The 14,922-nt window shown below is 51.1% G+C and carries 13 protein-coding genes; 5 read left to right on the top strand and 8 right to left on the bottom strand.

Annotated features, from left to right (window positions below):
- Positions 1-545 (top strand): carboxyvinyltransferase (locus tag AC4MRN_RS13690; RefSeq protein ID WP_491203582.1); only part of this gene is annotated, 545 nt, incomplete at its 5' end.
- A gap of 402 nt (positions 546-947) precedes the next feature.
- On the opposite strand, the gene AC4MRN_RS13695 is transcribed toward AC4MRN_RS13690, so the two are convergent.
- The 3 genes from AC4MRN_RS13695 to AC4MRN_RS13705 all read right to left on the bottom strand — a co-directional run bounded on the left by AC4MRN_RS13695 (position 948) and on the right by AC4MRN_RS13705 (position 4,054).
- On the bottom strand, positions 948-2,006 hold the full coding sequence (locus tag AC4MRN_RS13695) for a trypsin-like peptidase domain-containing protein (protein ID WP_073320206.1): 1,059 nt from the start codon (positions 2,004-2,006) through the stop codon (positions 948-950).
- 162 nt (positions 2,007-2,168) lie between these two features.
- Positions 2,169-3,533: a DegQ family serine endoprotease gene (locus tag AC4MRN_RS13700; RefSeq protein WP_073320203.1), complete on the bottom strand. Its 1,365-nt coding sequence runs from the start codon at positions 3,531-3,533 to the stop codon at positions 2,169-2,171.
- Between the two features lie 80 nt (positions 3,534-3,613).
- Positions 3,614-4,054, bottom strand: a complete 441-nt coding sequence (locus AC4MRN_RS13705; RefSeq protein ID WP_073320200.1) for a ZapG family protein — start codon at positions 4,052-4,054, stop codon at positions 3,614-3,616.
- Between the two features lie 299 nt (positions 4,055-4,353).
- On the opposite strand from AC4MRN_RS13705, the gene zapE reads away from it, so the two are divergent.
- The gene (gene zapE, locus AC4MRN_RS13710) at positions 4,354-5,457 is read left to right on the top strand and encodes a cell division protein ZapE (protein ID WP_491203583.1); all 1,104 of its coding nucleotides are present in this window, start codon (positions 4,354-4,356) and stop codon (positions 5,455-5,457) included.
- A 65-nt stretch (positions 5,458-5,522) separates the two neighbouring features.
- Positions 5,523-6,251 (top strand): YebC/PmpR family DNA-binding transcriptional regulator, encoded by a 729-nt coding sequence (locus AC4MRN_RS13715; RefSeq protein ID WP_491203584.1) that lies wholly within the window; start codon positions 5,523-5,525, stop codon positions 6,249-6,251.
- 615 nt (positions 6,252-6,866) lie between these two features.
- Here the strand turns inward: AC4MRN_RS13715 and AC4MRN_RS13720 are convergent.
- Positions 6,867-7,772 (bottom strand): LysR family transcriptional regulator, encoded by a 906-nt coding sequence (locus AC4MRN_RS13720; RefSeq protein ID WP_370167328.1) that lies wholly within the window; start codon positions 7,770-7,772, stop codon positions 6,867-6,869.
- Between the two features lie 109 nt (positions 7,773-7,881).
- Here AC4MRN_RS13720 and AC4MRN_RS13725 point away from each other — a divergent pair, with 109 nt between their 5' ends.
- The gene (locus tag AC4MRN_RS13725) at positions 7,882-8,586 is read left to right on the top strand and encodes a pirin family protein (RefSeq protein WP_491203585.1); all 705 of its coding nucleotides are present in this window, start codon (positions 7,882-7,884) and stop codon (positions 8,584-8,586) included.
- Between the two features lie 77 nt (positions 8,587-8,663).
- Here AC4MRN_RS13725 and AC4MRN_RS13730 read toward each other — a convergent pair whose 3' ends face one another.
- Both AC4MRN_RS13730 and AC4MRN_RS13735 read right to left on the bottom strand, forming a co-directional pair.
- Entirely contained in the window at positions 8,664-9,701 is a 1,038-nt protein-coding gene (locus AC4MRN_RS13730; protein WP_491203586.1) for a FecR family protein, read from the bottom strand.
- Positions 9,694-10,251, bottom strand: coding sequence for an RNA polymerase sigma factor (locus tag AC4MRN_RS13735; protein ID WP_491203588.1), 558 nt, complete (start codon positions 10,249-10,251; stop codon positions 9,694-9,696). Before AC4MRN_RS13735 ends, AC4MRN_RS13730 begins: the two co-directional genes overlap by 8 nt.
- A 279-nt stretch (positions 10,252-10,530) precedes the next feature.
- Between AC4MRN_RS13735 and AC4MRN_RS13740 the strand changes: the two genes are divergently transcribed.
- Complete coding sequence (locus AC4MRN_RS13740) at positions 10,531-13,620, top strand: TonB-dependent receptor (protein ID WP_491203589.1); 3,090 nt, start codon at positions 10,531-10,533, stop codon at positions 13,618-13,620.
- Between the two features lie 2 nt (positions 13,621-13,622).
- On the opposite strand, the gene AC4MRN_RS13745 is transcribed toward AC4MRN_RS13740, so the two are convergent.
- A complete protein-coding gene (locus tag AC4MRN_RS13745) occupies positions 13,623-14,336 on the bottom strand; it encodes a DUF6445 family protein (RefSeq protein WP_490402613.1) in 714 nt (237 codons plus the stop codon).
- On the bottom strand, positions 14,320-14,922 hold a 603-nt coding region (locus tag AC4MRN_RS13750), incomplete at its 5' end, for a SapC family protein (RefSeq protein WP_491203587.1). The genes AC4MRN_RS13745 and AC4MRN_RS13750, both read right to left, overlap by 17 nt.

The raw sequence follows: 14,922 nt of genomic DNA on the forward strand, positions 1-14,922 counted from the left end.
ATCTGGTTGCTGCCGCTGTCACTGGCGGTCATGTACGTTGTTTAAAAGCCGCGCCAGAAACACTGGATGCCGTGCTGTCTAAGCTGCAACAAGCCGGCGCTACTGTAACAACCGGTGAAGACTGGATTGAGCTGGATATGCGCGGCAAAACCTTAACCGCCGTGAAGGTAAAAACCGCACCGCATCCGGGTTTCCCAACCGATATGCAAGCGCAGTTTGTGGCGCTGAACGCTGTGGCGAAAGGGACTGGTGTAATCACCGAAACCATCTTTGAAAACCGCTTTATGCACGTACCTGAGTTGCAACGCATGGGGGCGGAAATCGAGCTGGAAACCAACAGTGCAGTGAGTAAAGGCGAGTCTGTATTGAAAGGCGCACCGGTCATGGCGACCGATTTACGCGCTTCCGCCAGTCTGATCATCGCTGGCCTGGTTGCCGACGGCGAAACCCATATCAGCCGAATCTATCACCTGGATCGTGGCTATGAGGCTATCGAACAAAAGCTGGGCGGTTTAGGCGCCAACGTAACTCGCGCCAGCGAGTAGGAGCGAGGCTGTTTTTAAATCACGGCCTTTTTGAGTAGGTCCCGGCTCGGGGGCCGGGATGACGTTTCTTTTTTATACGACATCCGTCGTCCCGGAAAACGCGCAGCATTTATTCCCATCCGTCGTCCCGGAAAATGCGCAGCATTTATCCGGGATCTTAGTACCCTTTAAGCAGTGTTTGGCGTTTAAAATCTCGGCCTTTTTGAGTAGGTCCCGGAACAAGTCGAGGTCCCGGAACAAGTCCGGGATGACGGGGCTCTTTATTTATTCGACATCCGTCGTCCCGAAGATCCCGGCTCGGGGGCCGGGATGACATTTATCCCCATTCGTCGTCCCGGAGATCCCGGCACGGGGGCCGGGATGACATTTATCCGGGATCTTAAAATCGAAGTGCGTAATCTATTACTGAGGCACCATCAACTCGGCGACGGTGACCTGCATGGTAATGGTGCGGGCGTTACGGCTGATTTCCATTTCAAGCACAGTGCCTGGCTGGGTTTCGGCAATCATGTCCAGCGTTTTAGATGCGCTTTCCAGTCGGATGCCGTCGATGGCCATGATGATATCGCCTGGCTGAAGGCCGGCAATGGCGGCGGGGGAGTTCTGAGCAACAGCTTTAACCTCAATACCAGGGCGACCGCGTAACTCTTCGCCTACGAAGCCTAATTGGCCGCGGGTGACTTTGCCATTGGTAATAATGTCTTCCATTACGCGCTTAGCCAGTTCATAGGGCACCGCGAAGTTGATGCCGTCGACGATATAGGTGCCGCGACGCTCGTCACGTACCTGGAAATTGGCGTTGGTGATACCCACCAAATAACCATTGGAGTCTACCAATGCACCACCAGAATTGCCCTGGTTGAGTACCGCATCGGTTTGAATGAAGTCGACAAAGTTAGACAGGCCGGTGCGTCCGGCGCGACTTACAATACCTTGTGTAATGGTCTGGCCCAGGTTGTAGGGGTTACCAATGGCCATTACCACATCACCCACGCGAAGGTCGGTTTCTTCCAGTTGCGGTATCACATGCAGGTTGTCTTCATTGACCTTTAAAACGGCAAGGTCGGTAAGCTGGTCTGTGCCTACAATCTGCGCCTGTGCTACCCGGTTATCCTGGAGCGCGACAAAAATGCTGTCGGCGTCTTTGATCACGTGGTGACAGGTAATGATATAACCCGATTCTGTCATGATCACACCAGAGCCCAAGCTGGTGCGTTGACGGGGCTGATAATAGTTATTTTCAATACTGACGCTGTAGATATTCACAACCGCTGGGGCTGAACGACTTAGCGCTGGATAGTAAGTTTCTCTGCTTGCGGCAGGCGATTTCGAAGAAAACCAGTTGTCACCAAAGCCCGCACCACGGCGAAGGTCCGGTACCAGCAGCAAAATAAGCGCCGCAACAACCAGGCCTAAAAAGACAGAACGAAATATAAAAACTAGTAGTTGCCTGCTCGACACAATGACTCAAATTCAGGTTGAGGGGAGTTAAACACTAAATCCCGGATTTCATAACAATGTGATTAGGATAGCATTTTACGCCAATACTGTGCACAAATAAAAAGGCGGTGGCTGCGTTAGCAGCTCACCGCCTGTCGTTTTATCTGGCGAGTCCCGCGCCGGTTAGCGGATCACCACGTAAAGTGACGCATTGCCGCGGCGAACATTCAGGGCAATAACGCCCTTGGCACCATCGAGTATCTCGCGGAATTCCGCCACGTTGGTCACACGACCGCGACCTACACTCAGGATCACATCTCCTTCCTGCAAGCCAATACGCGCGGCTGGAGAATTCTCTTCCACGTTACTCACTTCAACACCCGGGTTACCGCCGGCGTCTTCACCGTTAACCAGCGTTGCACCTTCAAGGGCCGGGTGAATTTGTTTAGCCACCACCTCTGCTTTAGCAGCGTCGTCAAGAACCACATCCAGCTTCAGGCGCTCACCCTTGCGAATGACGGTTAGCTCAACTTCTGCACCTGCTCCCATGCTGGCTATCTTGGCGCGCAGCTCTGCAAAGCTTGTGAGATCTTTGCCATTAACCGCAATAATGATGTCACCGGCCTGAATGCCGCCTTTCTCTGCTGCTGAGTCCGGTTGCACTTCACTGACAAACGCGCCTTTGTTGAACTCGGAGTTCATGGCTTCCGCGAGGCCCTGGTCGACATTGCTACCAATAATGCCGAGCTGGCCACGACGCACTTCACCGTATTCAACGATTTGATCCACCAGGCTCTTCATCATGTTGGCCGGGATCGCAAAACCGATACCTACGTTGCCACCGTTTGGCCCGAAGATAGCGGTGTTAATGCCTACCAATTCACCGTGCAGGTTAACCAGTGCACCACCTGAGTTACCTCGGTTAATGGCGGCGTCGGTTTGAATAAAGTCTTCATAACCGCCTATATTAAGGCCAGAGCGACCCAATGCGCTGACAATACCAGAGGTCACTGTTTGAGACAGGCCAAAAGGGTTACCAATGGCAACCACAAAGTCACCCACGCGTACCTCATCAGAGTCTGCCAGTGGCAGAGCGGTTAGATCATCAGATTCAATTTGAAGAATGGCAATGTCGCTTTGCTCGTCAGCGCCTAATTTTTTGGCGATGAACTCACGGCCATCAGTCAGCTTCACGGTAATTTCGTCGGCGTTAGCGACAACGTGAGCATTGGTGACCACATAGCCCTTTTTGGCATCAATAATGACACCAGAACCTAAACCACGGAAAGGACGTTCCTGAACCTGTTCAGACGGCCCGCCAAAAAAGTAACGAAACATTTCTGGCACCTGCTGACGTGAGGTTTGGGTTCCTTCTACCGCAATACTCACAACCGCAGGCATGGCTTCTTCAAGCATTGGGGCCAGGGTGGGGACTTCTTTTTTACTATCGCCAAAGAAGGGAAGCGCAGCTTGCGTGGATACCGACATACCAAGAGTACTGACAACAATACCCGATACCACGACAAGCTTTCGAAAAGACTTATTCATAGACACATAACTCCTAGTCTCATTGCGTTCTTGCAACTACCTACCCAAAGACTCTGTGACTATTGGAAAAGTTCCCGGGGTTATTCTTTGTCTGCGTTAGATGGTGCGTTTGCGCCGACAAACAGTCCTGAACTTTGGCCTGCGAAGTCACGGGGTTGGGTGTCACTGTTCGCAGATTGTTTAGATTTTTCTGTACCTTTAATGTTGTTACGTAAATAAGCGGTAGTATGTTCACCAAAAAACGGCACTGCCGGGGTGTCGTCGCTGTTGTCAGACTCCAGCAGGGTTTCGTAGTCCGCTACACTCTGTTTAAGGTCAGAACATTGTTTTTCAAGTCCCTCAATGGATTGTTTTACCTGAAACAAATGATGTTGAGCTTGTTGCGCCAACAGTTCCTTCATGGCTTTTTCCGCTGCCGCATTGGCTTTCACTGCGCCTTCTTTGGTAAAGACATAGCGAGCGACAAAAAAACCAATAATCAAACCAATTACCAGCATTGCTAAGGGAATGACAACTTCCATTCTTTTCTCCGTTGTTTCAAAGACCGGGCCTGTGTTATCAGGTGGACCCGGTAACTGCTTGCGCAGCGTTCACTGTTGCTATTGCAGACTATAGCAAGACCCGCGTCACTTTGCTCAGACAGTTTGTGGCAAAATGTATCGGCCCCAATTATCACGCAAGCGCGCCGCGGAAGCCATAGATGTTGAACAGACTGCTTAAAATAACGGCGGTGAATTGGTATTCGGCCTGAATTCGGGGCATAATTACGCTTTTCAAGCGCTTAGATTTAATTCGTGGTTCTCGAGGAGTAAAACAGGCGATGACGCCGTGGGAAAAATACCAACAAGATCTTGAACGGGATGATTTTAAGTTCGACCCTGCACAAGAAAATGCCGTACGTGAATTGCAGCGCTTATACGACGACTTAATGTTACAAGGGATGCCCAAGTCGTCTCTGGCTTCAAAGATGAAGGCCATTTTCGGCGCAAAATCCGCATCGCATTCCAATATCAAAGGCATCTATTTTTACGGTGGCGTTGGGCGGGGTAAAACCTACCTGGTTGACACCTTTTACCACTGCCTGCCGTTCGAAAAGAAAATGCGCGTGCACTTTCACCGCTTTATGCACCGGGTGCACGACGAGTTGAAGTTACTTGGCGGGAAGCAGGACCCGCTGAAAATTGTGGCGAAAAAACTGGCCGACGAAACGCGCATTATTTGTTTCGACGAGTTTTTTGTTTCTGATATTACCGATGCCATGATTTTGGGTACGCTCATGGAAGCGCTGTTTGCGCAGGGGATTGTGCTGGTAGCCACGTCGAACATAGTGCCCGACGAACTGTATCGAAACGGGCTGCAACGCGCTCGATTCTTACCGGCTATCGCACTGATTAACGCCCAGTGTAAAGTGGTGAATGTCGACAGTGGCATTGATTACCGTTTGCGTACCCTGGAGCAGGCAGAGATTTATCATTACCCGCTGGATGAACAGGCTACGGTAAATTTGAACGATTACTTTGGTCAGCTTGCGCCCGATGAAGGTACTCAGGGCGAAAAAATTGAAGTCAATCACCGCATGCTGCAAACCGTGCGCGACGCCGATGGTGTCTTGATGATCGACTTTAAAGAGCTATGTGAAGGCCCGCGTAGTCAGTCTGATTATATTGAGTTGAGCCGATGCTATCACACTGTGCTACTGGCCAATGTAAAGCAGATGGGTCAAAACAATGATGACGTTGCCCGTCGCTTTATCGCCATGGTCGACGAATTTTACGAGCGACACGTAAAACTGATCATGTCTGCCGAGGTCGCTCTGCAGAACCTTTACACTGAAGGCCTGCTAAACTTCGAGTTCAGACGCTGCTTAAGTCGTCTGCAGGAAATGCAGTCACACGATTATTTGGCCAAAGAGCACTTACCATAACCACTAAAAATCGGTAAACTCGGGCCTTTTACAGAACGCCGACACCAGAAGTCAGAAAGTAGAGATTGTTAAGATTTGAAGTAAGAAAGGCGGCCATGGCAAAAACCGCCGGCGCCAAAACCAAGGTGTATTCTAAATACGGTAAAGAAATTTACGTCTGCGCGAAAAACGGCGGTACCGATCCAGACACCAACCTGTCGCTTCGCCGTTTGATGGACAAAGCGAAGAAAGATCAGGTTCCAGGGCACGTTATCGACAAAGCGATTGATAAAGCTGCCGGCGGCGCAGGTGAAGACTTTGTTCCAGCCCGTTACGAAGGCTTTGGTCCGGGTAACTGCATGGTTATTGTTGACTGTCTGACTGACAACAACAATCGCACCATCACTGACGTACGTAACTGTTTCACAAAGACTGGTGCAAAAATTGGCGCGCCGGGCGCGGTGTCGCATATGTTCGATCACCAGGCTATTTTTGTGTTCGAAGGTGAAGACGAAGACGCGGTACTGGAAGTCCTGATGGAAGCCGATGTCGATGTAACAGATGTTGAATCTGAAGACGGCAAGATTTCAGTTTACGCACCTAACACTGAGTTCTTCAAAGTAAAGACTGCGTTATTAGACGCCTACCCAGAGCTGAGTTTCGAAGTAGAAGAAATCACCTTCGTACCACAAACACATGTGGACATCAGCGAAGACGACATGCCCATGTTCCAGAAGTTCATGGATATGCTGAACGACTGTGATGACGTTCAGGACGTCTACCACAACGCGGTTACACCCGACGCCGCGGAATAATAAAATGCCGTCATCCCGGGCTTGCCCCGGGACCTATTCAAACAGGCCGTGATCTAAAAACAACCACCGCTGGATGTTTCCAAGATCCCGGATAAATGCTTCGCATTTTCCGGAACGACGGATGGGGATAAATGTCATCCCGGGCTTGTCCCGGGATCTCCGGGACGACCGATGGAGGTATGCCATCGCGGTGCTGATACGCCCCACTCCCCGTCATCCCGGACTCGTTCCGGGACCTTGGCTTGCCCCGGGACCTACCCAAAAAGGCCGCGATCTATAAACAACAACCTCTGCACTTCGATGTTAAGATCCCGGATATCGCTGCGCGATTCCGGGACGACAAACACTCCGTCATCCCGGCCTCGAGCCGGGACCTACCCAAAAAGGCCGCGATCTAAAAACAACAACCACCTGCACTTCGATTTTAAGATCCCGGATATCGCTGCGCGACTCCGGGACAACACACTCCCCCGTCATCCCGGGCTTGTTCCGGGAACTTCTGGCTTTGATTCGGAACAACAAACTCTCCCCGTCATCCCGGCCTCCGAGCCGGGACCTACTCAAAAAGGCCGCGATCAAAAAACAACCCCGCACTTAATATCCCGGATGGGGATATCACCCAACAATAAAATCATTATCCTCAAACGCGTCCTGCATAAACTTCACAAACACGCTCAAACGTAACGCCATATGTCGGTTAGGCGGATAGATTAACGAAATGACCAGTTTCTCAGGTTGATAAGCTTCCAGTACGGGTATTAACGCCCCCTGACCAATGGCATCACCCACAATGAAGGTAGGAAGGAATGCTAACCCTCTGCCTTGCAACGCGGCTTGTTTGAGGACGTCACCGTTGTTGGAACTCAGTACCCCGTTAATTTTAACCCGCATCGCGGTGCGCTGGTGCATCAGGTCCCAGTAATTGCCGTGCAACAGGCTTCCGTATTGTAAGCAGGGAAGTGTGGCTAACTGACTAACCTCCGTTGGCTCTCCGTATTTCGCCAGAAAATCAGGAGAAGCGACAATACGGCGGGATGTATATGTAATATCGTGCTCGATTAATGCGGGGTTGGACTCAGGTTTGCCAATACGCAAGGTCACATCAAACTGATTCGACAGCGGGTCGCGTTTTTCGTCTGAGAGTTCAAGCTGAACCCGAATATCGGGGTATTGTTGCATAAATGCCAATACGGCGGGGGTGAGGTGAGACAACCCAAAAGACATAGGGGCGTTTACTTTTATTACGCCACGTAAACCGGTTTGGCCTTGTTGCAACTGTGCTTCAGTGTCGTGCAGGTTATCCAGCAATGGTACGATGTTTTCAAGGTAAGCCTGGCCTGTGTGAGTTAACGACACGCGCCGCGTAGTGCGGTTGAATAGGGTCACTTGCAAGTGATCTTCAAGCCACAGCACCTGGCGATTTAGCTGGGAACGAGACAGACCAAGCTGCCGAGCCGCCGCTGCGAAGCTACCCTGATCGGCTACGGTCATAAAGGCCCGCATTGCGGTGAGTTTATCCATCTGGCACTTTTATTGTTGTGTTATATGCGACAGTGTATCTCTTAATGGTTGTATTGTCTCTTTTGGTGAGGTTGCTAGACTGAGCTCATCAACTTTGAGGAGAATTATCATGCAAATTCGTCACGCTGAAGCACGCGGTAAGGTCAACATTGGCTGGTTGCAGTCACAACACAGTTTTTCATTCGGGCACTACTATGACGCCGACCATATGGGGCACGGCCCTTTGCGCGTCATTAATCAGGATACCGTGCAGCCGGGTGGCGGCTTCGCTGAACATGGGCACGCCAACATGGAAATCATTTCCTATGTACTGCGCGGTGGTTTGGCGCATAAAGACAGTGAAGGCAATGAATCGGTCATCCGCCCGGGCGATGTGCAGAAAATGACGGCCGGTACGGGTATCCGTCACAGTGAATTCAACCACAGTAACAGCGATACCGTAGAGTTTTTGCAAATTTGGGTTGTACCAAACAAAAAGAACGTTGCGCCTGGTTATGTACAGCAACACATACCAGCGCTGTCGGAAGCCGCGAACGAATTGACCCTGATATTTAGCGAACAAGGCAGGGCCGCTTCACTGCCGTTGTACCAGGATGCGGATGTATATGCGGGACGTCTATTAGACAACACGACATGGCAACACGAACTACCGTCATCACGCATTGGCTGGTTGCAGGTTATTGAAGGTACTGCGTTGGTGAATGGTGAAACAGTTGGTGCCGGTGATGGTGTAGCGTTCGCGCCTGGTGAACAGGTCGAGTTGTCCGAAACGGCCGGATTTCACGCGCTGTTTTTCGATATGACAGCACAATAAAATCTGACAGAATCAAAAAAGGTGAGCAAGTGCTCACCTTTTTTATAGCCTTTGAAAAATAAAATACAGACAAAGCATTACAGAGAGTGAATCACCACCGTATCGCTGGATGTGTAGTCATAACGCAATGGGAAGTTCTCAGCCAGCGCGGCCAGCAAACCTTCTACATCGTTGGCTTTAAACAAGCCGGCAATCTGAATATCTTTTAGTGACGCATCTCCCAACTCAATAGACAGCGGCGTATATCGTGATACTTCCCGAATCACTTCGGCCAGAGATTCACCGCGGAAAATTAATTTGCCTGTCTGCCAGGATACCTGAGCATGTAAGTCTTCATCGTCTATGCGACGTACTTTTTGAACGGGCTCTGACAGAGTCGAATAATGCCCCTGCGAAACAGATAGCGCACTGGCCGGTAACCGCACGTCCACCGATTGTGTAAGTGCTTCTACAGGTTGTGTTTGTGGCGCTACCCGAACCCGGCCTTCGGTTACCAGTAAGTCCAGCGTATCGTTTACCCATTCAACGTTAAATGCCGTACCCACCGCCTGAATCATCTGGCCATCAGCAAGTACACTGAGTGGTCGGCTGGTATCTTTGGCCACTTCAATGTGAAGCTCACCGCGTTTGAGTTCAATCAGACGCTGGCGGTCGGTGTAGGTAACGGCCACCTGGGTATCAGTGTTAAGGGTAAGCTTGCTGCCATCACTTAAAATCAACTCGCGCATTTCACCCACCTGGGTGCTCAGTGCGTTCTGATATTGCACGGTAGCGAAAGATTGCGATGGCGGTTGCCAGGCACTGAGTCCCAACCAACCCAGCAACGCCACGCAAAGAAACGATGCAGCAATAGCCAAGGGGCGCATAACACTGCGCTGTGAACGCGGCGCCGGCACTATTTCTGCTAATTTACTGAGTACTTCCATTTTGTCCCACAAGGCGGCAACTTCCAGAAACGTATCCTGATGAGCCGGTGTTTTCAGCCACAGCTTTAAAGCCGTCACTTCCTGCTGAGACAGGCCGTTGTCGAGTTTTACCAGCCAGAGGCTGGCTTCGTCGATGATGCGGTCTTCGCCGTGCAACGACACAACATTATTTACATTTTGTTCAGCCATTGTGTTGACCTCGCACGCCTGTCACGCCTTCGTCGCGTTGTTTCACTTTTCGCATGTGTAACGTGCAGCGTTTAACACCTTCAGCTATATGCTTTTCCACTGTTTTTTCACTTATACCTAACTCAGATGCGATGGCTTTTTGTGTGTGTCCGTACACTTTTTTCAGCACAAATGCGCGGCGGCACTGTGGCGGTAACAAGCGAACGGCGTCACAAAAATGCGCAAACTCCTGCTGACTGGCTGTCTGGCGTAACGTTTCGTCTTCGAATTCGTCTAGCTGACTGTCTAACTGGTCGATTGCCTCGATCGCATCATCGATTAACCTGACATCGGCACGCTTAAGATGATCATAAGCAAGATTGCGCGCCGTTTTATACAAAAAAGAACGAGGTTCACGAATATGGCTGGTGTCTTTCACCTGACATAATCGTACGTAGGTGTCCTGTAAAATGTCGTCCACTTCTTTTGGCGGCACAAGTCTCGACAGCATTTTTGCAATGCCGTTTCGAGCCGTCATGTAGGCGTTGTGAATGGTGTTATCGACTGACATCTTCATTATTATTTTGCTACTACTCTCTATAGGACGACCAACAAAATGAATTCCCCCATAGCATTATAGATAAAATTGCATATCGGGGTGAATAATGGGTATTGTTAATAAAATGTGATTCCTGCTTTACACAAACCCCAGCCTTATTATAGGGTTGTGTCCGCATCAATCTGGTCGTCAGGCCGGCCTCGTGTGCGAATAGCTAAAATTGGTAAAAATCAAACTAAATGTGGCGATTGTGTGCCCAAATGCAGTAAACAGGTGGTTAACTTGAATCGTGTGAAAGGCTTGTTTTGGGCGCCTGTTGCAGCGGCAGTGTACCTTGCACTGTCGGCTGATAGCGTTGCTCAAACGACTACGCCTCAATCACAGCAGTCGCAAACCATTTCATTCGATATTGCTCGGCAACCTGCCGATGAAGCGTTAATTGCCTTCGCAAATCAGGCCCAGCTCACCATTGTGTTCCCTTACAACAAAGTGCGTCACAGCATGGCCAACAGTGTGAAGGGGACTTATCCGGTTGCACAGGCAATCACACTGTTGTTGGCGGGCACCGACCTCATGGCTGAGGTTACCGACTCCGGGCGCATAAAAGTGTCGGTGAAGCCCGATGATGAATTGAGCAGCGGACTGTTCAGGTGGATTTCAGACCTGTTTGCAAAGCGCGATGATTTACTCAGTGTGCCGGTGGAAGATCAGCAAGCGCTGGTTGAGTACATTGAGGTTCGTGGGCTGCGAGCAAGAACCGCACAATCGCTGGCCATAAAACGCGACGCTGACTATTTGCTGGAAACCGTTCAGTCGGTGGAAATGGGCAAATTTCCAGACCAGAATCTGGCTGAAGCACTTCAGCGGGTATCAGGCGTTGCCATTGATCGGGCGGAAGGCGAGGGACGTTATGTCACCGTGCGAGGCTTCGGCCCCGAATTCAACCGGGTGCTTATTAATGGACGGCAACTGGCCACCGACACCCTGGGTCGTGAATTCAGTTTTGACACCCTGGCGTCGGAGCTGGTTAGTAACGTCACTGTTTTCAAACAAAATCAGGCATCGCAGCAGTCTGGAGGAATTGGCGCGACCATTGATATCATTACCGACAAACCGCTGTCGTACCGTGGTATGCGGGCCGCAGGTAGCGTTGAAATGCAGTACGATGACAACGCCGACCAATGGACTCCACAAGGCTCGGTGTTAATGCGCAATACCTTTCTGGATCATAAGTTTGGGGTGTTATTGTCGCTCACTCATCATCAGCGCGATGCCCGCATCGACGAAGCGCAAATAGACGGCTGGCTGGTAAACACCAACGTCCCCGCGTCTTCGCTGAACCGCGATACTGACACATTATACGTCCCCAGAAACTACGATCAGCGGGTGCGCTTTGACGATCGCTCCCGCACTGGCGGCACCCTGGTATTGCAATACCGGCCTAATGATTCCCTCGATATTACCGCTGATTATCTGGGGTCGCGATTTGACGTAAATACCTCTGCAACGTCCATGGGCCACTGGTTTACTTCGAGTAATCTTGAGGCTGTAGAGCTGGATGATAACGGCACCGCGGTGAAGTTCAGCCAGCAGGAAGGCCATGCAACAGATTTTCATGCGCGTACGTTTAACCGCGATAGTACATTGCATGCGGGTGGTATAAACATCGACTGGCAGGTCACCGATTTTCTCTCGCTGAACAGCGACGTTTCAATGTCGCGAGCTACGTCACAGGACAAGCAGGGCAGCGGGAATGCCCTGTCGCTTATCGGGTATCTGAACCGGTCTACATTCGATCACACCAACAATGTGGTGCTACCGGCTATTTATGGGTTCCAGACTGCAAACCCTACACAGGTAAACGCTGAGGGCGAAGTCGTCGGTGTTGGCGATTATCTGGATCCGGCGAATGGTCGTTCACATGTGATGCTAAAACGCGGGTGGGATGTGAGTGATACGGTGAAACAGTGGAAGGTAGATGGAAGGTACCTGCTGAATAATGGCGGCCTCACCCAACTCGATTTTGGTTGGCGGGTGGCCGATCAAACCAAGCAAAACACCCGTTACGACAATGAACTAAATGCACGCCATTGTGCTTTTTGCGGTTATTTCGATACGCCCGATATTCCCGACAGTTTTCAAAGCCTGTTTAACGCCGGTGACGATTTTCTGGATGAAGTCAGTGGACATGATGGCATACCCAACCAGTGGTTAAGACACAATGGCCCTGAACTGTTTGCTTTTCTGGAGCAAGCGGGAGGCGTTGATTTAAGTGCTGTGAGGCGTAATAACTCGTTTGTCATTAACGAGAAAACCTACGCACTATATGCTGATCTCACTTACGAATGGGATTTTTCGTCGTTGTTTGTGGTGGCTCACACAGGCTTGCGGCTCGCTCATACCGATGTTGAGGTGTCCGGGGTAAACGAGCAGTTGGACTCGTTAGTGATCTTAGACAAAACCGAATTGGCGCCAATCACGGGAGCGGCCGCGCCTGTGAATTATTCGCAGTCCTACACCAACTGGCTACCCAGTATTCAGGTAAAAGCAACCTATCGCGATAAGTGGGTCTTGCGCGGCGCGTATTCCCACAGTATTACGCGCCCTACCTTGTCGCAGATGACGCCGGGGATCACCTTTACCACAACTCGCCAAGGCGGTGATTTACGTGCCTCGGTGGGCAACCCGTTACTGCAGCCGTTCGAGTCACGTAACCTCGATATTGCGTTAGAGTATTATTATCAGAAAGACAGCTACCTTGCCGCCGCGGCATTCCGTAAATACGTGGATAACTTTATTTTAAGTGCCAACCAGGATGTCCCCTTTCCTGGGGTGACGGATCCCAGTACCGGCGATGACCCAAATGCGCCGGATGAGGCCGACAGTACGGCAGTATTTGATATTGTTAGCCCGGTAAACGGCCAGACTGCTATGGTCGACGGCGTTGAGGTAAGCTGGCAGCACGCCTTTGGCGATTCCGGTTTTGGTGTGCAGGCTAATGTCAGTGCGGTAAGCAGTAACGCCGAACTCGATAAGGACGACGTTAAAACTAAATTCGCCTTAACCGGCCTCTCTGGGGCAGGCAATCTGGTGTTGTTCTACGAGAAAGGACCACTGCAATGGCGCGTAGCATATAATCGGCGGGGCGGATTTTTACAGTCTCTGGTGCAGTCACAAAGCAACGAGCCGACCTTTGTTAACCCCTATCAGCAGTGGGATGTCAGCGCCTCATACCAGCTTAACGGTCGCGTTACCCTGTATGCAGAAGGGATCAACCTGACTAATGAAACCGTGCACAAGCACGGCCGCTTTAACAATCAGCTGTTGCTAGTGCAAGACTCTGGCGCGCGTTATGTAGTTGGCGTGCGGGCTACCTATTAGCTTTACGATTCAGCAATAGTAATACAGCAATTCGCGGTCAGTCGCCCGCGGGCAGGGTCGTCACTCAGACCGCTTCCCACCTGAATACACCCCGAATGAAACACGTTGGCCGGATAGAAGATAGCGCGGTTATAAACTGCATCCACTTTATCGGTTTGCTCAAACAGTGCCGTCGAACCCTGAATGTACTCAGCCGGAGGCAGCCCCACCGTGGTGGCCTGATTTTTCAGGATCTGCATATAGCGGGTATGTTCTGCGGTATTCAGCCGTTCCAGTGCCGTTTCTTTGTGGCGGTAGAAGGCAGTGCCATCCTTTGGATTGTCAAACAGGTAATGCACCATCGCCCACTCGTTATTCACGGTGGAGTCGATGTGAGGAATGCGCTGAATCGGTTTCAAGCTCTCGGGCGATGCCGTTGCCATGGAAAACTGGGCAAACGACAGCGAAAACGCGCTGTCGTTTTCACCGGCTAACCAGAGTACCGCCGGCAGGGCACTACGCAGAAAAGCTGAGTAGTGCCCGGGCAGCGGCTTTCTTACACCGGGGTAAAAATCGTCGCTAAGCTTCTGAAAAGGTTGCCCCTGGCAAGCTTCGTCAACCAGCGCATCGGGGGCCGGATGAAAATCATCCACCACCAATAACGGCGTACGGCTTTGGCCTACGTAGTGCAGCCGAATGGCACCCATCGGTGCATTCGCTTCAGCTAAACCAGGCATTGCCATGCTCGATGCGTTGGTTTTTGCGGTCAATGAGCGCGTAAATTTGCGCAGTGGAAGCGATCAGGGTGTAAATCGCGCCTAACCATTGCCCGGCATGCAAACTGGCGATGGCCTCTGCACTCAACTGCGATAACTTTTCTTCGTCGATAGTAAACAATCCCTGCACTGTATGCTCGCTGCCATCGGCAAAGGTGACTGCCAGCTTTATGGGGGTAATAAGTGAGTGAGACAGCAACGCGTCTATAAATTGCTGGGTTTGCTGTTCGCCGTCCAGCAATTGAGCCAATAGCTGTTGTTTTTCGTTCAGCAGCGACGTAGGCGTGCCATCTTCATTGAATAACGCGTCGCCGTCCTTGTCAGCAATGGCCGGGCTCGCGTCATCAAAACAGATCACCGGCTTCGCGTTGCCTTGTGCATCTGTGTCCTGGCCCACAAAAAACGGGTGGCGTTCAATTTGCGCCGGAATATACAGCGCTTGCCAGCTACCTTCCTGCCAGAACAGGTTTTCACCTTCGCTAAAGCCGGTTAGCGCCGAGCATACAAACTGGCCGGTGTCTGCGTGCTTGGTAAACACAATAGGGTA

This window comes from Marisediminitalea sp., from assembly GCF_984433645.1.

What these genes read in the sequence shown, in the direction of transcription:
- AC4MRN_RS13705 (WP_073320200.1), bottom strand. Translation starts at nt 4,054, where the DNA reads ATGGAAGTTGTCATTCCCTTAGCAATGCTGGTAATTGGTTTGATTATT.
- AC4MRN_RS13720 (WP_370167328.1), bottom strand. Translation starts at nt 7,772, where the DNA reads ATGGATAAACTCACCGCAATGCGGGCCTTTATGACCGTAGCCGATCAG.
- zapE (WP_491203583.1), top strand. Translation starts at nt 4,354, where the DNA reads ATGACGCCGTGGGAAAAATACCAACAAGATCTTGAACGGGATGATTTT.
- AC4MRN_RS13735 (WP_491203588.1), bottom strand. Translation starts at nt 10,251, where the DNA reads ATGTCAGTCGATAACACCATTCACAACGCCTACATGACGGCTCGAAAC.
- AC4MRN_RS13745 (WP_490402613.1), bottom strand. Translation starts at nt 14,336, where the DNA reads ATGCCTGGTTTAGCTGAAGCGAATGCACCGATGGGTGCCATTCGGCTG.
- AC4MRN_RS13725 (WP_491203585.1), top strand. Translation starts at nt 7,882, where the DNA reads ATGCAAATTCGTCACGCTGAAGCACGCGGTAAGGTCAACATTGGCTGG.
- AC4MRN_RS13700 (WP_073320203.1), bottom strand. Translation starts at nt 3,533, where the DNA reads ATGAATAAGTCTTTTCGAAAGCTTGTCGTGGTATCGGGTATTGTTGTC.
- AC4MRN_RS13730 (WP_491203586.1), bottom strand. Translation starts at nt 9,701, where the DNA reads ATGGCTGAACAAAATGTAAATAATGTTGTGTCGTTGCACGGCGAAGAC.